This is a genomic window from Rathayibacter sp. RFBD1, assembly GCF_002932915.1.
Lineage (GTDB): Bacteria > Actinomycetota > Actinomycetes > Actinomycetales > Microbacteriaceae > Rathayibacter.
This window is the reverse complement of record NZ_PSWQ01000014.1, coordinates 90,520-111,280: the sequence shown is the minus strand read 5'-3', so window position 1 is coordinate 111,280 and position 20,761 is coordinate 90,520. Positions and strand designations below refer to the sequence as shown.

Sequence of the window (20,761 nt, the reverse complement as noted above, 5' to 3'; positions counted from 1 at the left end):
AGCACCGAGCACGACGACGGGCCCTTCCTCGAGGCGGCGAGGAGGGGCCCGTCGTCGTCCGCGTGCACATCCGTTCACCGGGTCCTCTAACCTGAGCGGGTGAAGATCGGGATCCTGACCTCCGGTGGCGACTGCCCCGGCCTCAACGCCGTCATCCGCGGTGCCGTCTACAAGGGCATCAAGGTCTACGACCAGGAGTTCGTGGGCTTCCGGAACGGCTGGCGCGGAGTGGTCGACGGCGACCTCCTGCCCCTGGGCCGCCCCGAGATCCAGGGCATCGCCAAGCAGGGCGGCACGATCATCGGCACCAGCCGGACGAACCCCTTCGAGGGCGAGAACGGCGGCCCCGAGAAGATCGCCGAGATGATGGACCGCAACGGCATCGACTCGATCATCGCGATCGGCGGCGAGGGCACCCTGGCTGCGGCCAAGCGCCTCACGGACGCGGGTCTCAAGATCGTCGGCGTCCCCAAGACCATCGACAACGACCTCGGCGCCACCGACTACACCTTCGGCTTCGACACCGCCGTCGGCATCGCGACCGACGCGATGGACCGCCTCCGCACCACCGGCGACTCGCACGGCCGCTGCATGGTCGCCGAGGTCATGGGCCGCCACGTCGGCTGGATCGCCCTGCACTCCGGCATGGCCGCGGGCGCCCACGTCATCCTCATCCCGGAGAAGCGCACCTCCCTCGACCAGATCGTCGAGTGGGTGCAGAGCGCGCAGGACCGCGGGCGCGCACCGCTCGTCGTGGTCGCCGAGGGCTTCTCGCTCGACACGATGGACGACGCCCACTCCGAGCGCGGCCTCGACGCCTTCGGCCGGCCCCGCCTCGGCGGCATCGGCGAGCTGCTGGCCCCGCTCATCGAGGAGCGCACCGGCATCGAGACCCGCGCCACGACGCTCGGCCACATCCAGCGCGGAGGCACGCCCACCGCGTTCGACCGCGTCCTCGCGACCCGCCTGGGCATGGCCGCCATCGACTCCGTCGTCGCCGAGCACTGGGGCCGCATGGTCGCCCTGCGCGGCACCGACATCTACCACGTGGACTTCGCCGAGGCGCTCGGCACCCTCAAGACGGTCCCGGACGCCCGCTACGAGGAGGCGCGCACCCTCTTCGGGTAGCGCGCGCTCCCCGCGGAGCGGTCAGTCCTTCGCGCCGTCCGGCGTCGCCGTGGCGACGATCTGCGCCCGCGCAAGGGTGTGGAAGTGCGCGTTGAAGCCGAGGATCGCCGGCGTCGACTCCGGGTCGAGGTCGAGCGACTCGACGTCGAGGGCGTGCACCACGAAGAAGTAGCGGTGCTCGCGGTCCGGCGGCGCCGCTCCGACGAACTGGCGCAGCCGCATCTCGTTGGGCAGCGTCTGCGCGCCCGCCGGGAGCAGCTCGAAGCCGGCGGCTCCGGCTCCCGTGGGGAGCTCCGTGGTGTCGGCCGGGAGGTTGTAGACGGCCCAGTGCCAGAAGCCGGAGCCGGTGGGCGCGTCGGGGTCGAACACCGTCACGGCGAAGCTCTTCGTCTCGGCGGGGGCTCCCGACCAGCGCAGGTGCGGCGAGACGTCCTCCCCGCCGGAGCCCTCGCCGTAGTGGCGGGCGGACAGGGGCGCACCGTCGGCGATGTCGTCGCTCTCGAGCGCGAAGGTCGGCACCTCGCCGAGGCGGGCGTAGGGGTCGTAGGTCCAGTCGGACATCCGGTTTCTCCGTTCGGGAAGGGCGGGCGGGGGCCCGCGCCCTCAGCCTAGGAACCCGGCGGTGCGCGCCGAAGGGCTTGCGGAGGGGGTCAGGACCCGAGATAGCGCCCGGGTCGGTGGTTGAACGCCAGGACCAGGTTGAGCACCACCACTCCCGCCGCCGAGATCAGCACGTTCAGCGGAGGCACCACCAGCAGCGCGGCCGCGACCACGCACGCGTCGAGCGCCATCATCACGTAGCCCGCCCGCCAGCCGAGCCGCTCCTGCGCGATCAGGGCGACGATGCTGAATCCGCCCAGGCTCGACCCGTGCCGGAAGAGGATCAGGAGGCCGATCCCCGCGAGCACGTCGCCCGTGAGGACGCCGTAGACGGGCTCGATCCGCAGCTCGCCGAACGCCAGCGGGTGCAGCCCCGCCAGGACCGAGACCAGCACGATCGAGAACATGGTCCGCAGCGTGAACCGCCAGCCCTTCTTCCACAGCGAGAGGGCGAGGAACGGCACGTTGACCGTGACGAGGATCACGCCGAACGGGACGTCGAGCGGGTACCCCAGCAGCAGCGCGAGACCCGCGGTGCCGCCCGTGACCGCCTGGCTCGCGCGCAGCAGGTAGAGGCCGAGCGACACGACGAACGCACCGGTGACGAGACCGAAGACGTCCTCGAGGCGGGAGTGCGGCACGGGGGCGGAGGCGTCGGGCACCCGACGATGCTGCCACACGCCGCGCCCCGGTCCGGACGTCCTCGTAGGATGTGCCGGTGCTGCCGAAGATCCTGCTGTTCTACCGCTTCGTGCCGCTGGCCGACCCCGAGTCCGTGCGGCTGTGGCAGCGCGAGCTGTGCGAGTCGCTGGGCCTGCGCGGGCGCCTGCTGATCTCGGAGCACGGGGTGAACGGCACGCTGGGCGGCGGGATGGACGCCCTGAAGCGCTACGTCCGCCGCACCCGAGAGCACTCGGCCTTCCGCGGGCTCGAGGTGAAGTGGAGCGACGGCTCCGGCCTCGACGACGACGGCCGCAGCCTCGACTTCCCCGGTCTCTCGGTGAAGGTGCGCGACGAGATCGTCTCGTTCGGCGCGCCCGACGAGCTGCGGGTCGACGCCGACGGGGTCGTCGGGACGGCGCCGCGGCTCGACCCGGACCAGCTGGACGCCCTGGTCGCCGAGCGCGACGACGTGGTGCTCTTCGACGGCCGCAACGCCTTCGAAGCCGAGATCGGCAGGTTCGAGGGGGCGATCGTGCCGGGGGTCTCCAGCACCCGCGAGTTCGTCGAGCAGCTCGACGCCGGCGTCTACGACCACCTCAAGGGCCGGCCCGTCGTCACGTACTGCACCGGCGGCATCCGCTGCGAGGTGCTGTCGAGCCTGATGACGGCGCGCGGCTTCGGCGAGGTGTACCAGCTCGACGGCGGCGTCGTCCGCTACGCCGAGGCGCGGCGCGACCGCGGGCTGTGGAAGGGGGCCCTGTACGTCTTCGACGGCCGCGGCTCCGTCTCCTTCTCCCCCGACGCCGAGGTGCTCGGCCGCTGCACCTCGTGCGCCGCGCCGACCAGCCGGATGCGCAACTGCACCGACCTCTCCTGCCGCGCCCAGCTCGTGGTGTGCGCGGACTGCGATGCGGCGGCCTGCGCCGCGCACGCGGGCCCTACGCTCGTGCCATGAGCATCGAAGCGCGCGGACGCACCCTCGTCGACCTCCACACCGCCCCCGAGCTGCTGCAGGTGGTGAACGTCTGGGACGTGATCAGCGCGACCACGATCGCCGCACTCCCGGAGACCCGGGCGCTCGCGACCGCCAGCCACTCCATCGCGGCGGCGTTCGGCTACGAGGACGGCGAGCGGATCCCGCTGGAGCTGCACCTGGGCATGATCGAGCGCATCGTCGCCGCCGTCGAGGTCCCGGTCTCGGCCGACCTCGAGGCGGGCTACGGCGACGCGGGCGAGACGGTCCGCCGCGCGATCGGGATCGGCGTCGTGGGCGCGAACCTGGAGGACCAGGCGAAGCCGCTCCCGGAGGCGCTGCGAGCGGTCGAGAAGGCCGTCGCCGCGGCCGAGGAGGAGGCGGTGCCCTTCGCGCTCAACGCCCGCACGGACGTGCTCCTCCGCGCCGGCGACCGCGACCGCGGCGAGGTCCTGGCCGACGCCATCGAGCGCGGCCGCGCCTACCTCGACGCCGGCGCCACCTGCTTCTTCGTCCCCGGGCTGCTCCAGGACGCCGAGCTGGAGTCCCTCGTCGCCGCCCTCGGGCGGCAGCGCGTCAGCGTCATCGGCGTCCCCGGATCGCAGTCCCCCGCCCGCTTCGAGGAGCTCGGGCTGGCCCGCGTCTCCTACGGTCCGTGGACGCAGCGCGTCGCCCTGACGGCGCTCCAGGACGCGGCCTCCGCCCTCTACTCCGGCGGATCGCTCCCCGAGGGCACCCGGCCCCTGAACTGACCGCCCGGCCGCGGGCCCGCGGGCGTAGCGTGGGCCCATGTACCGAGCCATCGTCGTCGAGCGGCACTCCGACTCCGACACCGACACCCCCAACCGAGCCCGCCTCCTCGAGCGCGACGACCCCGACCGCTCGCACGGCGACGTGTCGATCGCCGTCGAGTACTCGAGCGTCAACTACAAGGACGCCCTGGCGCTGGCGGGGCGGCCCGGGATCGTGCGCCGCACCCCGCTCGTCGCCGGCATCGACCTGGTCGGCACCGTGGAGTACGCGGACGGCGAGGCGGGCGAGCGCTTCGACTCCGGCGACCGGGTGGTGCTCAACGGCGCCGGCCTCGGCGAGCGCCACGACGGCGGGCTCGCCGAGCGGGCGCGTGTCGACTCCGCGTCGCTGCTCCGGCTTCCCGGCGCGATCTCGGCGGCACGGGCCGGAGCGATCGGCACCGCGGGCTTCACGGCGATGCTGGCCGTGCTGGCGCTCGAGCGGCACGGCGTGCGGCCGGGCAGCGGTCCCGTCCTGGTGACGGGGGCCTCGGGAGGCGTGGGGTCGCTCGCCGTCGCGCTCCTGGCGCGCCTGGGCCACGAGGTCGTCGCCTCGACCGGCCGACTCGGCGAGCACGGTGCTCTGCTCCAGCGCCTCGGCGCCTCCGACGTCATCGACCGCGCCGAGCTGCAGGAGGGCGGGAAGCCGCTGCAGTCCGAGCGCTGGGCGGGAGCGGTGGACTCCGCCGGCTCGCACACGCTCGCGAACGCCCTCGCGCAGACGCGGTGGGGCGGCACCGTGGCGGCGTGCGGTCTCGCGCAGGGCCCGGACCTGCCGGTGAGCGTGATGCCGTTCATCCTGCGCGGAGTGACGCTGGCCGGCATCAACTCGGTGGAGGCGCCGCGCAAGCTCCGCGAGGAGGCCTGGCGCCGCCTCGCCCACGACCTCGACCTGGAGCTGCTCGACGAGCTGACGACGACGGTGCCGCTCGGCGGGGCGGTCGACGCGGCCGAGGACGTGCTCGCCGGCCGCTCGCACGGTCGGACGCTGGTGGACGTCCGCGCCTGAGGGCACGGCGTCGGCGGAGGGCGTCCGCCCGCCTCGAGCGTGGAGGGGGGCGCCTCGGCCGGCGCTGCGTGGCTGCTGCTCGTGCGGCGGTGCGCTACTCCGCAGCCTCGGTGGCGCCGCTCGGCTCGGCCGACGCGTGACCGACGGAGGAGTCGGGGCGCGCGGAGCGGGGCTTCGCCGGCGTGCGGGGCTTCGGCGCGGGCTTCGCGGCCGGAGCCGGCTTCGCGGGGGCGGGCTCGGCGGGCTCCGATCCCGCGGGCTTCGGCTCCGCGGGCTTCGGCTCGGCGGGCTTCGGCTCGGCGGGCTTCGGCTCCGCGGGCTTCACCGGAGCTGCGGAGTCGATCGGCTCGGAGCCGATGACGTCCACGGGCGCGGACCCCCCGGACCCGGCCGGCGTGCTCGCGGCGGTCCGAGCACTCGTCTTCGGAGCGGCCTTCGGCGTGGCCTTCGGGCTCTTCGGAGCGGCCCCCGCTGCTGACTCCGTCGGCGCCGCGACGTCCTCCGCGGCGCCGTCCGCCTCCGGAGTCGCGGTCGCCGCGCTCCCGCCGCTCGCAGCCTCCCGGCCCTCGACCACCGTCGCCGGACCCGCCGCCTCCGCGGCCACGGCCGCGGCCTCCGCCGCCTTCGCCTTCTTCTTCGCGCGCTTCTCCGCGGCGGCCGCCTGGGCCCGCTCCGCCTGCTCGGCGACCTCGGGGACGATCACGAGGTCGTCGGTCTCGATCACGGGGATCGCCGCGGTCGTCGTCCCCAGCTGGAGGGCCGCGATCAGCTCGGGAGCGTGCTTGGTGCTCACGATCAGGCGGGAGTAGTCCTCGTCGACCAGGTCGATCACGACGGCCGAGGCGGTGCGCTTGATCAGCAGGAAGTCCTTGCCGCCGTGGAACTTCCACGTGCCGGCCGCGAGCGTGAGCGGCACCGCGGTGCCCGGGGCGCGGATGCCCCGCACCCAGATCCAGGGGTCCTCGGTGACCGTCGCCGAGCGGATGCTCGACCGGTCGACGACGACGTCGCTGCGGTGGAACGCGAGCAGTCGCTCGGCCGCGGTGAGGCGGAGTTCGAGGCGGTCGGGGAGCACGGTCACGACGGGCATGCCTCTAGTCTGCCCCGCCGCCCGCCGCCGGGTCAGCGCCGGATCGCACAACGATGCCCCGCCGCCCGCGTGGGTGGCAGCATGGTCGGATGCCGATGGATCCGGACGAGGCGCGCCTCCTCGACGCGCTGCTGGCCGAACGGCAGGCCGAGACGCGCGACGAGGCGGCCCGGCTCGAGGCCTCGCTGGCCGAGCTCCTGCGCGACCGTGCCGACGGCACCGCCGATGACGAGCACGACCCGGAGGGCACGCCGCTGTCGGCCGAGTGGTCGCGGATGGCCGGAGTCCGCGACGCTCTCGCCCGCACGGCGCGCGAGCTCGACGCCGCTCGCACCCGCCTCGGCACCGGCGGCTACGGGGACTGCGCCTCGTGCGGCCGCCCGATCGGAGCCGCCCGCCTCGCCGCCCGGCCCACGGCCGAGCTCTGCATCGACTGCGCCCGGCTAGCGGAGTCGCGTATCCGCTGACGCCCCGCGAGGCGAGCCTGCGGCATGCCCTCCGCCTGAAGGCCCCCACAGATCCCGGCGTGCGGAAACCCGGTTTCTCCTGCGAGCATTCACACCCGGTCGCGTCCCTCGAACAGGTCTGACGGACCACCCCCTCCCCCCCCCCTGCTCGAAAGGCACTCCTGCGATGACCGAGACGTCGACCGCCCGATCGACCGGCGCCCCTCCCGCCCCCGACAAGCGCGCCTGGCGCTCGCTGATCGTCCTGCTCGCGGGCATGTTCATCGCCCTGCTCGACACGACCATCGTGAACGTGGCGCTGCCCACCATCCGCACCACGCTCGACGCCTCCGAGTCGACGCTCTCCTGGATCATCTCCGGCTACGCCCTCGCGTTCGGCCTCGCCCTGATCCCTGCCGGCCGCCTCGGCGACCGCTTCGGGCACAAGTGGGTCTTCGTCAGCGGCATCGCCCTCTTCACCGTCGCCAGCTTCGCGTGCGGACTGGCCGCGGACGACACCCAGCTCGTCATCGCCCGCATCGTGCAGGGCCTGGCGGGCGGCGTCTTCGTCCCGGCGGTCAACGCCTACATCCAGCTCCTCTTCCGCGGCCCCTCGCGCGGCAAGGCGTTCGCGGTCATGGGCGCGGTCCTCGGCGTCTCGTCGGCGCTCGGCCCGATCATCGGCGGCCTGATCATCCAGGCCTTCGGCGACGAGAACGGCTGGCGCCTGGTCTTCTGGGTGAACCTGCCCATCGGCGTCGCGACCCTGATCGCCGCCGCGGTCCTCCTCCCCGCCCGCCGCGACCTCGAGGCCGGCGACCGCGCCCCGAGCGGAGGCGTCGACTGGCTCGGCCTCGTGCTCGTCTCCGGCGGCCTGGTCGCCCTGCTCGTTCCGCTCATCCAGGGCGAGGACGAGGGCTGGCCGCTGTGGACCTTCCTCTCGATCGCCGGCGGAGTCCTGCTCCTCGCCGCGTTCGGCGCCTGGGAGGTCCTCCACGTCCGCCGCGGCCGCGCTCCCCTGGTGCCGCCGTCGCTGTTCCGCCACCCGGCCTTCACCGGAGGCGTGATCCTCGCGCTGGTCTACTTCGCGGCCTTCACGAGCATCTTCTTCACCATCTCGCTGCTGTGGCAGTCGGGCCTCGGCCACACCGCGCTCGAGTCGGGCCTGGTGTCGATCCCCTTCGCGATCGGCAGCATCATCAGCTCCTCGCAGAGCAACCGGATGACTGCGCGCCTGGGGCGCAACGTCCTGGTGATGGGCAGCGGGCTCCTCGCCATCGGGCTCGGCTGGGTCTGGCTGGTGCTGCTGACCGCGACCCCGGACTCGATCAGCAACTGGCAGCTCCTGCCGCCGCTGCTGATCGCGGGCCTCGGCAACGGCTTCTTCATCGCCCCGAACGTGCAGTTCATCGTCTCGACCGTCGACCCGCAGGACGCGGGCGCGGCGAGCGGCGTGATCTCGGCGATCCAGCGCATCGGCTCGGCCGTGGGCATCGCGGTCATCGGCAGCGTGCTGTTCGGGAGCCTCGTCATCACGGGTCCGGACACGGTCGCCTCGGGCTTCCTCGACGCCGCGGCTCCCGCGATGCTCCTCAGCACCCTGATGGCGGTCGCCGCCTTCGCGCTGGTGTTCGTGCTGCCGAAGTCGGTCTCGCGCCGGGGCTGAGGGCCCCTGCCCGGTCGCCGCACGCCGGCGGCCGGGCGCGCGGGACGTCCGCCGCTCCGGTGCGGCGGGCGCCTCCCGCCTGATCCGCGGGTGGCCCCGGAGCCTACGCCCGAGCGGCCGCCGCGGCCTTCGCCGCCGCCGGCAGCGCGTCCACGATGCGCCCGATCGCCGCGTCGTCGTGCGCGGCCGAGACGAACCAGGCCTCGTACACCGACGGCGGCAGCGAGACGCCCGCGTCGAGCATCGCGTGGAAGAACGCCGGGTAGCGGAACGACTCCTGCGCCTGGACCTCGGCGTAGTCGCGCACCGGCCGGCCCAGGTCCGTGAACATGAAGCTGAAGAGGCTCCCGGCCGTCTGCACCGTGTGCGCGACGCCCTCGGCCGTCAGCGCCGCCGACACCTCGCGCTGGAGGGTCAGCGCCGTGGCGTCCAGCGAGGCGTAGACCGCGTCGTCGGCCAGCTGCAGCGTCCGGATGCCCGCGGCCACCGCGACCGGGTTCCCGGAGAGGGTGCCCGCCTGGTACACCGGCCCGAGCGGTGCCAGGTGGTCCATGACGTCCGCACGGCCGCCGAGAGCCGCGACCGGCATCCCTCCGCCGATGACCTTGCCGAAGGTGTAGAGGTCGGCCCGGTACGGAGCCTCGGCGCCGCGGTTCTCGAGCCCCCACCAGCCGCCGGCGCTCACCCGGAAGCCGGTCAGCACCTCGTCCATGATCAGCAGCGATCCGTTCGCGTGCACGAGCTCGGCGAGGGCCGCGTTGAAGCCCGGGTCCGGAGCGACGACGCCCATGTTGGCGGCCGCGGCCTCGGTGATGACCGCCGCGATGTCGGCGCCGCGCTCGGCCAGGACCGCGCGCACCGCCTCGAGGTCGTTGTACGGCAGCACGATCGTCTGGGCCGCGGTCGCGGCCGTGACGCCGGCGGAGGCGGGCAGCGAGAGGGTCGCGAGACCGGAGCCGGCATCGGCGAGCAGCCCGTCGGAGTGGCCGTGGTAGTGGCCGGAGAACTTGATCAGCAGGTCGCGGCCGGTGACGCCGCGGGCGAGGCGGATCGCCGTCATCGTCGCCTCGGTGCCGGTGGAGACCAGGCGGAGCTTCTCGATCGGCGAGACTCCCCCGGCCGTGATCCGCGCCTCGACCAGCTCGGCGAGATCCGTCTCGGCGGGAGTGGACGCGCCGAACGAGAGACCGCGGGCGGCCGCCTCCTGCACGGCTGCGACGACCTCGGGGTGCGCGTGCCCGAGGACGGCAGGGCCCCAGGAGCAGACGAGGTCGACGTACTCGCGCCCGTCCGCGTCCGTGATGTACGGGCCGGCGGCCGAGACCATGAAGCGCGGGGTCCCGCCGACCGAGCGGAACGCTCTGACGGGCGAGTTGACGCCTCCGGGGATCGCGTGCCGGGCACGCTCGTACAGGGTGTCGTTCGCCGAGGTGGTCACCCCTCCAGGGTACGCGCGCCGCCCGGCGCCCTCGCGCCGGAGGAGCGCTTTCGGACGAGACGCCGAGGCTCGCTCCCAGGAGGAGGAGCGGCTACTTCAGCAGGTCGCGGGCGATCTCGACGGCCCAATACGTGAGAACCGCGTCGGCCCCCGCGCGGAGGATCCCCGTGACCGACTCCAGTATCGCCGGCTCGCGCGAGATCCAGCCGTTCGCGGCGGCGGCCTCGATCATCGCGTACTCCCCCGACACCTGATACGCCCAGACCGGCACGTCCGAGACGGAGGCGACGTCCGAGAGCACGTCGAGGTAGCTCATGGCCGGCTTCACCATCACCACGTCGGCGCCCTCGGCGAGGTCGAGGGTCGCCTCGAGCAGGCCCTCGCGGCGGTTCGCCGGGTCCTGCTGGTAGGTGCGGCGATCGCCCTCGAGCGTGGACTGCACGGCCTCGCGGAACGGACCGTAGAAGCTGGAGGCGTACTTCGCCGAGTACGCGAGGATCGCGGTGTCCAGGTGCCCGGCGCCGTCGAGAGCGGCGCGGATCGCTCCGACCTGGCCGTCCATCATCCCCGAGAGCCCGAGCAGGTGGGAGCCGGCCTCGGCCTGGGCGAGCGCCATCTCCTCGTAGCGGAGGAGCGTGGCGTCGTTGTCGACGCGCCCGCGGTCGTCGAGCACGCCGCAGTGGCCGTGGTCGGTGAACTCGTCCAGGCACAGGTCGGTCTGCACGACCAGCGCGTCGCCGACCTCCTCCACGACGACCCGCGTCGCGGCGTTGAGCACGCCGTCGGGGTCGGTCGCACCGGAGCCGACCGCGTCGCGCGTGGTGGGCACGCCGAACAGCATCACACCGCCGATCCCCGCCTCGGCCGCCTCCGTCACCGCTCCGCGGACGCTGTCCAGCGAGTGGTGCATCACCCCCGGCATCGACCCGATCGGCCGGGCCTCGGTGATCCCCTCGGCCACGAAGAGGGGCAGGATCAGCTGCGCCGGGTGGATGCGCGTCTCCTGGACGAGACGGCGGAGTGCGGGGGTCGTGCGGAGGCGGCGCGGGCGGATGGCAGTCATGTCCTCCAGCGTAATCCCGCCCCGCCGAGCACCTCCCGGGAGCGCGGACGCCCCACCCGGTGGAGGTGCTCCGGACGCACCACATCTGCCGAGAGGCGGGTCGCTGCGCTGCGGGGCGAGGCCCGCCCCTCCCGGTCGACGTCGCGCCGGAGAGGCGGCTCAGCGGGGAGCGCGCTCCGTGGCGACGGCGGCGACCGCGTCGATGAGGGAGGAGGCCGAGCGCTCATCGGCGACGACGTCGACGCGCAGGCCGAAGGCGCGGGCGTCCTTCGCGGTCTGCGGGCCGATCGCGGCGACGAGGATCGACTCGGGCACCGGGCCGAGCTGCTTCTGGACCTGCTCCGCCACGCTGCCCGAGGTGACGAGGATCGCGTGCACGGCTCCGCCGGCGACATCCGCCACGACGCGCTCCTCCACCGGGACGCCGACCGTGCGGTAGGCGACCACGGAGCGCACGTCGTGCCCGATGCGGGTGAGGCCCTCGGTGAGCAGCGGCTTGGCGATCTCGGACCGCAGCGTCAGCACGCGCAGGGGGTGCCGGCCGCCGGTGGCCTCCTCCCACTCGGCCAGGAGGCCGCGGGCGGAGTTGTCCTCGGAGGGGACGAGGTCGACGGAGTAGCCGGCGGCGACGAGCGCGGCCGCCGTGGTCTCGCCGACCGCCGCCACCTTGGTGCTCGCGGGCACGGTGGTGCGCAGGAGGGAGAGGACGTCGACCGTGGTGGCGCTCGTGACGGTCATCCAGTCGAAGGCGCCGGATTCGAGGTCGGCGAGGGCCTGCTCGAGCGCGGGGAAGTCGTCGGTCGGCGCGAAGTTGATCATCGGAGCGACGACGGGCGAGGCTCCCTTGGCTCGGAGAGCGGCGGCGACACCGTCCCCCCACGGGCCTCCGCGGGGGACGAGGATGCGCCACCCCTGCAACGGCTTCTCCCACTGGGAGTAGGCGGCGGGGACGATCACGAAGGGGCTCCCAGGGGTGCGAGTTCGGCGGCACCCGCACCGAGAAGCGCGTCAGCGAGCAGAGAGCCGCAACGGAACGCGGCTTCGACGACGGGCAGTTCGCGACCACCATACTGCGGATCCGCCCGGTGTCGACCACCGCCGACCGAACCGTTATCGACCGGCTCCGCGACCTCCCGTGCGAGGGACGCCGTGCCGTCGACGGCGAAGACCACGCCGTGCAGGACCACGCGGTCCTCCTCGACGACCGCGGAGGCTCCGATCGGAGCGGCGCACCCGGCCTCGAGGGAGGCGAGGAGCGACCGCTCGGCCGTGATCGCCGCGCGGGTCGGCACGTGCTCGACCGCCGCGAGAGCGGCACGCAGCTCCTCCGACGGCTCCTCGTCGCGCACCTCGATGGCCAGCGCTCCCTGACCGGGGGCGTGCGGGGAGACGTCGAAGCCGAGCACCTCGGTGATCGCGTCGACCCGGCCGAGGCGGCGCAGGCCGGACAGGGCGAGCACGATCGCGTCCAGAGGCGAGTCGCTGCCGGGCAGCACCCTCCGGAGCCTGGTGTCGATGTTGCCGCGGATGTCCACGATCTCGAGGTCCGGACGGGCGGCCAGCAGCGCCGCGCGCCGGCGGGGCGAGCCCGTGCCCACGCGGGCTCCGACCGGCAGGGTCGCCAGGGTGAGCCCGTCGCGGGCGCAGAGCGCGTCGCGCGGGTCCTCCCGCTCGGGGACCGCTCCGAGCAGCAGGCCCTCCACCGCAGCGGTGGGCAGGTCCTTCAGCGAGTGCACGATCGCATCGCAGCGCCCGGCGAGCAGCGCGTCGCGCAGGGCGCTGACGAAGACGCCGGTGCCGCCGAGGGAGGCGAGCGAGCCGCGCATGCGGTCGCCGTCCGACTCGATGCGCACCAGCTCCACGGGGACCCCCGCGGCGGCCGACATCAGATCGGCCGTCATCCGGGTCTGCGCCACCGCGAGCGCGCTCGCGCGGGTGCCGACTCTGATGCTCACGACAGACGACTCCTCATCACGGTGCGATTCCCGCCAGGGCGGGCTTGAACCCCGCTCGCACGTTCTCGCAGCAGCCGGGGCGGCAGACGTCGTACCAGGGGCCGAGCGCCGTCATCGAGGGCCGGTCCTCGGTCGGCACGCCGTTGACGCGCTCGAGGACCAGGTCGACCAGGCCGGAGACGTAGACCGGGTCCGTGCCGGGGGTCGCGACGCGGAGCGCGACGAGTCCGTGCTCCTCCGAGGTCTCGAGGGCCTCGTTGTCGAGGTCCCACATGACCTCCATGTGGTCGGACACGAAGCCGAGCGGGACGATCAGCAGCGCGCGGCGGCCGCGGGCCGGCAGCTCCGCGATGGCGTCGTTGATGTCCGGCTCGAGCCAGGGCTGGGTGGGCGGGCCGGAGCGCGACTGGTAGACCAGCTGCCAGGGCACGTCCTCGTCCGTGGCGGCGGCCATGACGACCTCGGCGACGGCGAGGTGCTGCGCCTCGTAGGCGCCGCCCGGTCCGAACTCGTGCACGTCGACGACGGTGCCGTCGTCGTGGCGCTCGTGGGGTCCGCTGCGCTCGGCGTCGGCCATGGGGATCGAGTGCGTCGAGAACAGCACCTCCACCTCGGACGTGACATCGAGGTCGGGCATCCGCTCGCGCAGCTCGTCGAGCCCGTCGTGGACGGCCTTGACGAACGGCATGACGAAGCCGGGGTGGTCGAAGAACTGGCGCACCTTGTCGATCCGCAGCTCGCCCTCGAGGCCGGTCGCGTCGAGCGCCGCCGCGTAGTCCTCGCGGTACTGCCTGCAGGACGAGAAGGAGGAGTACGCGCTGGTGGCGATGGCGAGCAGGTTGGTGAACCCGCGCTCCTTCGCCTCGGCGACGGCCTCGCTCATGTAGGGCGCCCAGTTGCGGTTGCCCCAGAGCACGGGGAGGTCGATGCCGCGGTTCGCCAGCTCGGCCTCGAGCGCCTTCTTCAACGCGCGGTTCTGCGCGTTGATCGGGCTGACGCCGCCGAAGTGGCGGTAGTGGTGGGCGACCTCCTCGAGGCGCTCCTCCGGGATGCCGCGGCCGCGGGTGACGTTGCGGAGGAACGGGATGACGTCGTCCTGACCCTCGGGCCCGCCGAAGCCGGCGAGGAGGATCGCGTCGTAGGCCACGGGGACCTCGACGTGCTCGGGGCCGGACGCCGCCGCAGGGGTGGCCCCGCGGACGAGGATCGGCTCGCTGGTCGTGTCGCTCATCGGAGCACCTCGGCGATCTGGTCGGCGTCGATGCGCCGTCCTGTGTAGAAGGGGACTTCCTCGCGCACGTGGCGGCGGGCCTCCGTGGCGCGCAGGTCGCGCATGAGGTCGACGAGGTTGACGAGCTCCTCGTCCTCGAGGGCGAGGATCCACTCGTAGTCGCCGAGCGAGAACGAGGCGACCGTGTTGGTCAGGACGGAGCGGAACCGCGAGCCCTGGCGCCCGTGCTGGGCGAGCATCGCGCGGCGCTCCTCCTCGGGGAGGATGTACCACTCGTAGGAGCGGACGAAGGGGTAGACCGTGAGCCAGCGGGCCGGCGCCTTCCCGCGCATGTAGGCGGGGAGGTGGTTCGAGCTGAACTCGGCGTCGCGGTGCACGCCCATCGCGTTCCACGTCGGCAGGAGGCCGACCAGCAGCTCCGTGCGCCGCAGCTCGCGGTAGGCCCGCTGCAGCTCCTCGGGCGCCGGGCCCGTGAGCCACAGCATGATGTCGGCGTCGGCGCGCAGGGCCGAGACGTCGTAGGTGCCGCGGACGGTCACGCCCTCGCCCTCGAGCTGGGCGACGAGGTGCTCGTACTGCTTCACCGCGGGATCCACGGCGTCGCTGGAGAGGGTGAACGGACGTGCGGGATCCCTGCGGAGAACCGCCCAGAGCGTGTATCCCAGGGCCTGATCGGAGTGATCCTGATCGGCGGGGGGCTGCGGCGCCGGAGCGGCGGCGCTCGTGTCGGGGGCGGACTGAACGGGACCCGCCGTGCCGGCGGTCTGATCGGTCATTGATCCATCATCCCTCCGCTCGTGCCGATGCACAAAAGCGGCGGGGGCTCTGGCGCCGGAGGGCCCGGGACGCTAGCGCCCCGGGCCCTCCGGCACTCAGTCCTCGATGATCTGCTTCGCGACGCCCCAGACGACGAGGCCCACGGCGGCGGCGGCGCCGACCGCTCCGGCGATCAGCGCGGAGGGGTTCTGGCGGCGCACCACCTGGAGCTTGCGCTCGATCGTCCGCTGGGCGGTACGCACCTTGCGCGGCACGTTGACCTTGTACTCGATCGCGTCGAGGGTCGCGGCGAGCTCGGAGCGAGCGCGCTCGATGTCGGCCTTCAGCTGGCCGGGCTTCAGCTCCGCCGGGTCGACGAAGCGGGGCGTGGTGCTGCTGACGGATCGCTCAGTTGTCATAGCTGCCCACTCCCTTGAACGCCTGGACGTCCTTCTTGATGCTGTCGATCGAGTCCTGCGGCACCGGCGGCACGGCCTTCTTGATGGTGCGCACGCCGACGAGGGCGAGGATCACGGCCACCAGGAGGAAGAAGACCGTCACGATCAGCGCCGACAGCCAGGCCGGAAGCCAGGAGGCGATGCCGATGATCGCGAAGGCGACCAGCGTCGCCCACGCGGTCAGGAGGAGGAAGGCCGCGACCGCGAACAGGCCGACGGCCAGACCCGCGCTCTTCGCCTTGCCCGCCAGCTCGTTCTTCAGCGAGGCGACCTCGGCCTTGACCAGCTCGATCACGAGGCCGGGCAGGTCGCTGACCAGATCTCCCAGTGATCGGGCGTTCTTGGGATTGCGTTCGTTCACCACGGGAGCTCCTCGAGGGTGGGACGTGCCGGCCGGCGCGCGCCTGGCACGGCCGGAGGGATGAGCACTAGGCCCTGCTGGTGGAGGTGGACGTCGTCGACCCGCCGGAGCCGGCCGACGCCGCGGCCTCGTCGACCTTCGAGGCCGCCTTGCGGGCGGCCGCCGACGCCTCCGCGTCGCTCGCCCCCTGGGCCTTCCTGCCGCCGGACACGGCCTTGACGACCACCGAGCGCACGACCTCGTACGCCTTGTCCGAGACGCTGCTCAGCTGGGTCTTCGCGGCACCGCCGACGGCGCCCGCGACGTCCTGCACCGGCTGGGTCCGCCAGAAGCGGCCTGCCGCCGAGGCGATCTGCTCGTACCGCTTGCGGCCGGCGCGTGCTCCCAGCACGTACCCGGCTGCGGCTCCTGCCACGAAAAGAATCTTGCCCTTCACGCCTACTCCTCGTCCTGGGTCGCTCTCGCGATCGTCCACGCGGTCGGTGACCACTCGTGCCGGGGCACGCCGCGCGCTCGCGCGGATGCCTGGGCCTAAGAGTAGCCGTCGGCGTCGCGGGCGTCGCTCGGCAGCCCGACTCCTTGACGCACCAGTCGGCGCCGGATAAGGGCGGCCGTCTCGGCGGCGTGCGGGAGCACCGAGGCGAGGCCCGTGCCCGCGATCCAGGTGCCGGTCACAGCGACTCCCTCGATCGGGAGGAGCGCCTCGCGGAACGCCTCCAGGTGCGCGCGGCGGCCCAGCGCCGCGGCGGGCCGGACGTTGGCCCAGCGCACCCGGGCGGAGTCGACGAGCGACGCCGGATCGAGGGCGAGTCCGAGCAGCGTCGAGGCGTCGAGCAGGGCGATCGCGGCCGCCTCGGCATCGGTGCGCCCCTCGAGCGGCGGGCGCTCGCCCGGGCGCCCGTAGGAGAGGCGCAGCACGTGGCGGCCGGGTGGGAGGGAGGCGGCCAGCCAGTCCCACTTCGCGGTCGCGTGCGTGATCGCCTTGGCCGTGACGTCGGTGGCGGTGGGCGCCACGAGCACGCCGGAGCCGCGGGGGGCTGCGTCCAGGCGGGCGTCGTCGAGGACCAGGGTCACCAGCTCGACGGAGTCGTGGGGCGCCTCGTCGGCGCGCTCCGCGACGGCGGGAGCGAGGCCGGCGAGCAGCGCCCGGGCGTCACGCTCCGGGGTCGAGACGATCACCGCTCGGGCGCTCAGAGCGCCGTCGGCGAGGGTCAGGACGAAGTCCCCGTCGGAGCCCTCGAGCCGCTGCACGGAGGCGCCGGTGCGGATCTCGCCGGAGAGGTAGTCGATCCGCTGGACCAGCGCGGCGACCAGGCGGTGCATCCCGCCCTCGAGCCCGCGGACCGCGACTCCGGCCGGGAGGTTCGCGCGGAGGGCGGCCACGGCCCGGGCGAGGGAGCCCGCGCGGGTGAGCGCGCCGTTCAGTCCGGGTGCGGCCAGGTCGACGTCGATGTCGTCCGGCCGGCTCGAGTAGACGCCGGAGACGACCGGCGCGACCAGGTCCTCGAGCACGCGCTCGCCCATCCGGGTGCGCACCAGCTCGGCGAGGGAGTGCGCGCGGCCGATGCGCAGCACCGGCATCAGGGTGTCGAGCCAGGCGCGCCAGGCGCCGCGGCGGCCGATCGCCCGCACGACGTCGGGGGCGAGCGGCGTGCCGGGGATGCCGAGGACGCCGGCCCGGGGCGACGGCACGGAGCGGCCGCCCGAGAGGTGCAGCCACGAGCCGTGCGTCCGCGGCTCGACGATCGACTCGGCGAGCGGGACGCCGTCGAGGGTCAGCGCGGCGAGCGCCCGCTCGACGTGGCCGCCCCGGGTGGCGAAGCTCTCGGCGCCCGCGTCGAGCAAAGCGCCGGCCAGCGCGAGCGGGGAGACCGAGCCCCCGACCCGCTCCCCCGCCTCGAGCACCACGACGCGCAGGCCGATGCGCAGGCACTCCGCGGCGGCGGCGAGCCCCGCCACTCCGCCGCCGACGATCGCGACGTCGTACGACGCCGCGTCGCGGGGGCGCTCCTCGCTCACGGCCGCCAGGCGTGCACGAACGCGACGAGGCGCGTGAGCACGTCGGGGTCGGTCTCGGGCGGCACGCCGTGGCCGAGGTTGAGCACGTGCGCGGGGGCGCTCAGGCCGCGGCGGAGCACGTCGTCGACGTGGGCCTCGAGGACCTCCCACGGCGCGGTCAGCAGCGCCGGGTCGACGTTGCCCTGCACCGGCACGAAGCCGCCGAGCCGGTGGTTGGCCTCGTCGAGCGGGATCCGGTAGTCGACGCCCACCACGTCGGCGCCGATGCCGTGCATCGCTCCGAGCAGCTCGCCGGTGCCGACGCCGAAGTGCACGATCGGGACGTTGCGGCGCGTCTCCCCGTGGTCGAACGCCAGGTCGCGCACGTGGACGAGGGCGCGCGCGGAGGCGGGAGCGACGTGGGTCGTGTAGTCCGAGAGCGAGAGCGCCCCGGCCCAGGAGTCGAAGAGCTGCGCGGCGCTGGCCCCGGCGAGCACCTGCGCGCGGAGGAAGCGGCCGGTGACCTCGGCGGTCCACTCCATCAGCTGGGCCCAGGCGGCGGGGTCGGCGTGCATCATCGTCCGCGCGCGCAGGTGGTCCTTGGACGGGCCGCCCTCCACCAGGTAGGCGGCCAGGGTGAAGGGAGCGCCGGCGAAGCCGATGAGCGGAGTGTCGCCGAGGCCCGCGACGGTGCGGCGCACGCCCTCGCGGATGGGCTCGAGCGTCTCGTCGAGCACGGACGGGTCGATCGAGGCGAGCTCGGCGACGTCGGCGGCCGTGCGCACCGGCTTCTCGAGCACCGGACCGCGCCCGGGGACGATGTCGACGCCGACGCCCGCGAGCCGCAGCGGGATCACGATGTCGCTGAAGAAGATGGCCGCGTCCACTCCGTGGCGCCGCACCGGCTGCAGGGTGATCTCGCTCGCCAGCGCCGGGTCGAGGCAGGCGTCGAGCATCTTCGTGTCGGTGCGCAGGGCCCGGTACTCCGGGAGGCTGCGGCCGGCCTGGCGCATGAACCAGACGGGCGTCCTCTCGCCCCGCTCGGAGCGGTAGGCGCGCAGGAGCAGCGAGTCGGCCGTGCGGCCGGCGGAGAGGGGGTGCAGCGGATCGAGCAGGCCGTCGGTGGGGGAGGTCACCGCGGCATTATTCCAGGCGCATCCGTGCATTCCTCCCCAGTCCGGGGACCCCGCCCCGCAGAGCGCGGGTAGACTGACGTGGTGCTTCTGTGTCTGACGGCGTCGCACAAGAACGCCAGCTTCGATCTCCTCGAGAAGCTCTCCGTCGACTCCTCCGCCGTGACCGCGGCCCTCTCCGAGGGGATCGACTTCGTCTCCGGAGCCGTCGTCGTCGCGACCTGCAACCGCTTCGAGGCCTACCTCGACATCGAGGAGCCGCTGACCGCCGCGCAGGCCGTCGCCGTCGAGGCCGCCACCGCCGCCGTCAGCGCCGCGACCGGCGTCGAGCAGGACGAGCTGCGCGGGAGCGTCGACGTCGTCTCGGGCGACCGGGTGGCCGAGCACCTCTTCGCCGTCTCCAGCGGGCTCGAGTCCGTCGTGGTCGGTGAGGGCGAGATCGCGGGCCAGGTCCGCCGCTCCCTCGAGGAGGCGCGCCGCCTCGGCACCACCTCCTCCGAGCTCGAGCGGCTGTTCCAGCGCGCCTCGCAGACCTCGCGCGGCATCAAGAACCGCACCGGCCTCGGCAGCGCCGGCCGCTCGATCGTGCGCCTCGCGCTCGACCTGGCCGCGAGCCGCGTCACCGACTGGCGGGCCGCCCGCGTCCTCCTCGTCGGCACCGGCAGCTACGCGCGGGCGACCGTCGCGGCCCTGCGCGACCGCGGAGTGGTCGACATCGCCGTGCACTCCCCCTCCGGCCGCGCCGAGGGCTTCGCCGCCCGCCGCTCGCTCCGGCCCATCGCCGCCTCCGATCTCGCGCTCGAGGCGGTCTCGGCCGACATCGTCATCACCTGCACCACGACCCAGGAGCCGGTGCTCGACGCCGCCCTGCTCGCCGCCGGGCGCCTCCAGGGCTTCTCCCGCGAGCGCCAGCTCGTGATCGACCTGGGCCTGCCGCGCAACGTCGCCTCCGACGTCACCTCGGTCGCCGGCGTCGAGCTCCTCGACCTCGAGACGATCAGCCTGCACGCGCCTCTCGATGTGCTCGACGCGTCGCAGCAGGCGCGCGCGCTCGTCGACAAGGCGGCCCGGAAGTTCTCGGACGTCGCCGACGAGAAGAGCCTCACTCCGGCCGTCGTCGCCCTGCGCGCCCACGTGTTCGACGCGCTCGACGCCGAGATCGAGCGGGCCCGCTCGCGCGGCGACGAGGACGGCCGCACCGAGCAGGCGCTCCGCCACCTCGCCGGCGTCCTGCTGCACACCCCGAGCGTCCGCGCCCGCGACTACGCGCGCGCCGGAGCCCAGGAGGCCTACCTCACCGGGCTCGAGGCGCTCTTCGGCATCGAGGTCCCGGCCGAGCCCGCCGCCGCCGCGCGCCCCGACGCGGACGCCGCCACCGCGTGAGCCTCCGGCTCCCCTTCGATGCGGAGCCGCTGCGCTCCGCGCCGCTGCTCACCGAGCGCCTGCTCCTGCGTCCCCTCGGACCGGAGGACGCCGAGGACCACGCGCGCTACCAGGGCGACGCCGATGCCGTCCGGTTCCTCCGCTGGCCGGTGCGCACCCCCGAGGAGTCGCGGGCGCACCTGCAGCGCCGCCTCCCCTCGACACGGCTCGCCGCCGACGGCGACGTGGCCGTGCTGGCGATCGTCCCCCGGGAGGGCGTCCTCGCCGGGCGGATGATCGGCGACCTCACGCTCATCGCGACGTCCGTCGAGCAGGAGGCGGTCGAGATCGGCTGGGTGCTGCACCCGGAGGCGCAGGGGCGCGGCTACGCGACCGAGGCCGCCCGGGCGCTGCTCGACCTCGCGTTCGACACCCTCGGCGCGCACCGCGTGATCGCGCAGCTCGACGCTCGGAACACCGCCTCCGCCCGCCTCTGCGAGCGCCTCGGGATGCGCCTCGAGGCGCACCACCGGGAGGACGAGTTCTGCAAGGGCGAGTGGACCTCGACCCTCGTCTTCGCCCTGCTCGCCCGCGAGCGCTGACCGCAGGGCCCGCTGGTCCGCGCCCGGCGGGACGCCGC

22 protein-coding genes are annotated in these 20,761 nt (G+C 74.0%); 8 read left to right on the top strand and 14 right to left on the bottom strand.

What is annotated here, in order from left to right:
• Nucleotides 1–99 precede the first annotated feature (99 nt).
• The gene (locus tag C5D50_RS07140; protein WP_104237632.1) at nucleotides 100–1,128 is read left to right on the top strand and encodes a 6-phosphofructokinase; all 1,029 of its coding nucleotides are present in this window, start codon (nucleotides 100–102) and stop codon (nucleotides 1,126–1,128) included.
• A gap of 21 nt (nucleotides 1,129–1,149) precedes the next feature.
• Here the strand turns inward: C5D50_RS07140 and C5D50_RS07135 are convergent, their stop codons facing one another.
• Entirely contained in the window at nucleotides 1,150–1,689 is a 540-nt protein-coding gene (locus C5D50_RS07135) for a YbhB/YbcL family Raf kinase inhibitor-like protein (protein WP_104249897.1), read from the bottom strand.
• 89 nt (nucleotides 1,690–1,778) lie between these two features.
• The gene (locus C5D50_RS07130; protein ID WP_258069579.1) at nucleotides 1,779–2,390 is read right to left on the bottom strand and encodes a YitT family protein; all 612 of its coding nucleotides are present in this window, start codon (nucleotides 2,388–2,390) and stop codon (nucleotides 1,779–1,781) included.
• Nucleotides 2,391–2,446: 56 nt separating this feature from the next.
• On the opposite strand from C5D50_RS07130, the gene C5D50_RS07125 reads away from it, so the two are divergent.
• Genes C5D50_RS07125 through C5D50_RS07115 form a run of 3 tightly spaced genes read left to right on the top strand, consistent with a single transcriptional unit; the run spans nucleotide 2,447 to nucleotide 5,164 of the window.
• On the top strand, nucleotides 2,447–3,346 hold the full coding sequence (locus C5D50_RS07125) for a rhodanese-related sulfurtransferase (RefSeq protein ID WP_104283150.1): 900 nt from the start codon (nucleotides 2,447–2,449) through the stop codon (nucleotides 3,344–3,346).
• Complete coding sequence (locus tag C5D50_RS07120) at nucleotides 3,343–4,116, top strand: isocitrate lyase/phosphoenolpyruvate mutase family protein (protein ID WP_104283149.1); 774 nt, start codon at nucleotides 3,343–3,345, stop codon at nucleotides 4,114–4,116. Before C5D50_RS07125 ends, C5D50_RS07120 begins: the two co-directional genes overlap by 4 nt.
• A gap of 37 nt (nucleotides 4,117–4,153) precedes the next feature.
• A complete protein-coding gene (locus tag C5D50_RS07115) occupies nucleotides 4,154–5,164 on the top strand; it encodes an MDR family oxidoreductase (RefSeq protein WP_104249899.1) in 1,011 nt (336 codons plus the stop codon).
• Between the two features lie 94 nt (nucleotides 5,165–5,258).
• Here C5D50_RS07115 and C5D50_RS16845 read toward each other — a convergent pair whose 3' ends face one another.
• Nucleotides 5,259–6,254 carry a hypothetical protein gene (locus C5D50_RS16845; protein WP_258069578.1) on the bottom strand — a complete coding sequence of 332 codons (996 nt, stop codon included), beginning with the start codon at nucleotides 6,252–6,254 and terminating at the stop codon, nucleotides 5,259–5,261.
• Nucleotides 6,255–6,343: 89 nt separating this feature from the next.
• Between C5D50_RS16845 and C5D50_RS07105 the strand changes: the two genes are divergently transcribed.
• Nucleotides 6,344–6,721 carry a TraR/DksA family transcriptional regulator gene (locus C5D50_RS07105; protein ID WP_258059381.1) on the top strand — a complete coding sequence of 126 codons (378 nt, stop codon included), beginning with the start codon at nucleotides 6,344–6,346 and terminating at the stop codon, nucleotides 6,719–6,721.
• Nucleotides 6,722–6,887: 166 nt separating this feature from the next.
• Complete coding sequence (locus C5D50_RS07100; protein ID WP_104233092.1) at nucleotides 6,888–8,366, top strand: MFS transporter; 1,479 nt, start codon at nucleotides 6,888–6,890, stop codon at nucleotides 8,364–8,366.
• 103 nt (nucleotides 8,367–8,469) lie between these two features.
• Here the strand turns inward: C5D50_RS07100 and hemL are convergent, their stop codons facing one another.
• The 11 genes from hemL to hemE form a co-directional block, all read right to left on the bottom strand.
• The gene (gene hemL / locus C5D50_RS07095) at nucleotides 8,470–9,804 is read right to left on the bottom strand and encodes a glutamate-1-semialdehyde 2,1-aminomutase (RefSeq protein WP_104246920.1); all 1,335 of its coding nucleotides are present in this window, start codon (nucleotides 9,802–9,804) and stop codon (nucleotides 8,470–8,472) included.
• 91 nt (nucleotides 9,805–9,895) lie between these two features.
• Nucleotides 9,896–10,867, bottom strand: a complete 972-nt coding sequence (hemB, locus tag C5D50_RS07090; RefSeq protein WP_104283148.1) for a porphobilinogen synthase — start codon at nucleotides 10,865–10,867, stop codon at nucleotides 9,896–9,898.
• Between the two features lie 159 nt (nucleotides 10,868–11,026).
• Nucleotides 11,027–11,821, bottom strand: a complete 795-nt coding sequence (locus C5D50_RS07085; protein ID WP_104283165.1) for a uroporphyrinogen-III synthase — start codon at nucleotides 11,819–11,821, stop codon at nucleotides 11,027–11,029.
• Complete coding sequence (gene hemC / locus C5D50_RS07080; protein ID WP_104283147.1) at nucleotides 11,821–12,822, bottom strand: hydroxymethylbilane synthase; 1,002 nt, start codon at nucleotides 12,820–12,822, stop codon at nucleotides 11,821–11,823. Before hemC ends, C5D50_RS07085 begins: the two co-directional genes overlap by 1 nt.
• A gap of 16 nt (nucleotides 12,823–12,838) precedes the next feature.
• The gene (locus tag C5D50_RS07075; protein WP_104288974.1) at nucleotides 12,839–14,053 is read right to left on the bottom strand and encodes a ferrochelatase; all 1,215 of its coding nucleotides are present in this window, start codon (nucleotides 14,051–14,053) and stop codon (nucleotides 12,839–12,841) included.
• Complete coding sequence (gene hemQ / locus C5D50_RS07070) at nucleotides 14,050–14,829, bottom strand: hydrogen peroxide-dependent heme synthase (RefSeq protein ID WP_104233087.1); 780 nt, start codon at nucleotides 14,827–14,829, stop codon at nucleotides 14,050–14,052. Before hemQ ends, C5D50_RS07075 begins: the two co-directional genes overlap by 4 nt.
• Nucleotides 14,830–14,925: 96 nt before the next feature.
• Nucleotides 14,926–15,228: a DUF3618 domain-containing protein gene (locus C5D50_RS07065; RefSeq protein WP_104222879.1), complete on the bottom strand. Its 303-nt coding sequence runs from the start codon at nucleotides 15,226–15,228 to the stop codon at nucleotides 14,926–14,928.
• The gene (locus C5D50_RS07060) at nucleotides 15,218–15,628 is read right to left on the bottom strand and encodes a phage holin family protein (RefSeq protein ID WP_258069577.1); all 411 of its coding nucleotides are present in this window, start codon (nucleotides 15,626–15,628) and stop codon (nucleotides 15,218–15,220) included. The genes C5D50_RS07065 and C5D50_RS07060 overlap by 11 nt, the downstream gene beginning before the upstream one ends.
• Nucleotides 15,629–15,695: 67 nt before the next feature.
• Nucleotides 15,696–16,043: a YtxH domain-containing protein gene (locus C5D50_RS07055; RefSeq protein WP_146076886.1), complete on the bottom strand. Its 348-nt coding sequence runs from the start codon at nucleotides 16,041–16,043 to the stop codon at nucleotides 15,696–15,698.
• Nucleotides 16,044–16,159: 116 nt separating this feature from the next.
• The gene (locus tag C5D50_RS07050) at nucleotides 16,160–17,647 is read right to left on the bottom strand and encodes an NAD(P)/FAD-dependent oxidoreductase (protein ID WP_258069576.1); all 1,488 of its coding nucleotides are present in this window, start codon (nucleotides 17,645–17,647) and stop codon (nucleotides 16,160–16,162) included.
• The gene (hemE, locus tag C5D50_RS07045; protein WP_104255341.1) at nucleotides 17,644–18,792 is read right to left on the bottom strand and encodes a uroporphyrinogen decarboxylase; all 1,149 of its coding nucleotides are present in this window, start codon (nucleotides 18,790–18,792) and stop codon (nucleotides 17,644–17,646) included. Before hemE ends, C5D50_RS07050 begins: the two co-directional genes overlap by 4 nt.
• A gap of 51 nt (nucleotides 18,793–18,843) precedes the next feature.
• Between hemE and C5D50_RS07040 the strand changes: the two genes are divergently transcribed.
• Together C5D50_RS07040 and C5D50_RS07035 are read left to right on the top strand one after the other, a co-directional pair.
• The gene (locus tag C5D50_RS07040) at nucleotides 18,844–20,142 is read left to right on the top strand and encodes a glutamyl-tRNA reductase (protein ID WP_104283145.1); all 1,299 of its coding nucleotides are present in this window, start codon (nucleotides 18,844–18,846) and stop codon (nucleotides 20,140–20,142) included.
• Nucleotides 20,139–20,723: a GNAT family N-acetyltransferase gene (locus C5D50_RS07035; protein WP_258059379.1), complete on the top strand. Its 585-nt coding sequence runs from the start codon at nucleotides 20,139–20,141 to the stop codon at nucleotides 20,721–20,723. The genes C5D50_RS07040 and C5D50_RS07035 overlap by 4 nt, the downstream gene beginning before the upstream one ends.
• Nucleotides 20,724–20,761: the final 38 nt, after the last annotated feature.

What these genes read in the sequence shown, in the direction of transcription:
- C5D50_RS07135 (WP_104249897.1), bottom strand. Translation starts at nt 1,689, where the DNA reads ATGTCCGACTGGACCTACGACCCCTACGCCCGCCTCGGCGAGGTGCCG.
- C5D50_RS07120 (WP_104283149.1), top strand. Translation starts at nt 3,343, where the DNA reads ATGAGCATCGAAGCGCGCGGACGCACCCTCGTCGACCTCCACACCGCC.
- C5D50_RS07115 (WP_104249899.1), top strand. Translation starts at nt 4,154, where the DNA reads ATGTACCGAGCCATCGTCGTCGAGCGGCACTCCGACTCCGACACCGAC.
- C5D50_RS16845 (WP_258069578.1), bottom strand. Translation starts at nt 6,254, where the DNA reads ATGCCCGTCGTGACCGTGCTCCCCGACCGCCTCGAACTCCGCCTCACC.
- C5D50_RS07105 (WP_258059381.1), top strand. Translation starts at nt 6,344, where the DNA reads ATGCCGATGGATCCGGACGAGGCGCGCCTCCTCGACGCGCTGCTGGCC.
- C5D50_RS07100 (WP_104233092.1), top strand. Translation starts at nt 6,888, where the DNA reads ATGACCGAGACGTCGACCGCCCGATCGACCGGCGCCCCTCCCGCCCCC.
- hemB (WP_104283148.1), bottom strand. Translation starts at nt 10,867, where the DNA reads ATGACTGCCATCCGCCCGCGCCGCCTCCGCACGACCCCCGCACTCCGC.
- C5D50_RS07075 (WP_104288974.1), bottom strand. Translation starts at nt 14,053, where the DNA reads ATGAGCGACACGACCAGCGAGCCGATCCTCGTCCGCGGGGCCACCCCT.
- hemQ (WP_104233087.1), bottom strand. Translation starts at nt 14,829, where the DNA reads ATGACCGATCAGACCGCCGGCACGGCGGGTCCCGTTCAGTCCGCCCCC.
- C5D50_RS07065 (WP_104222879.1), bottom strand. Translation starts at nt 15,228, where the DNA reads ATGACAACTGAGCGATCCGTCAGCAGCACCACGCCCCGCTTCGTCGAC.
- hemE (WP_104255341.1), bottom strand. Translation starts at nt 18,792, where the DNA reads ATGCACGGATGCGCCTGGAATAATGCCGCGGTGACCTCCCCCACCGAC.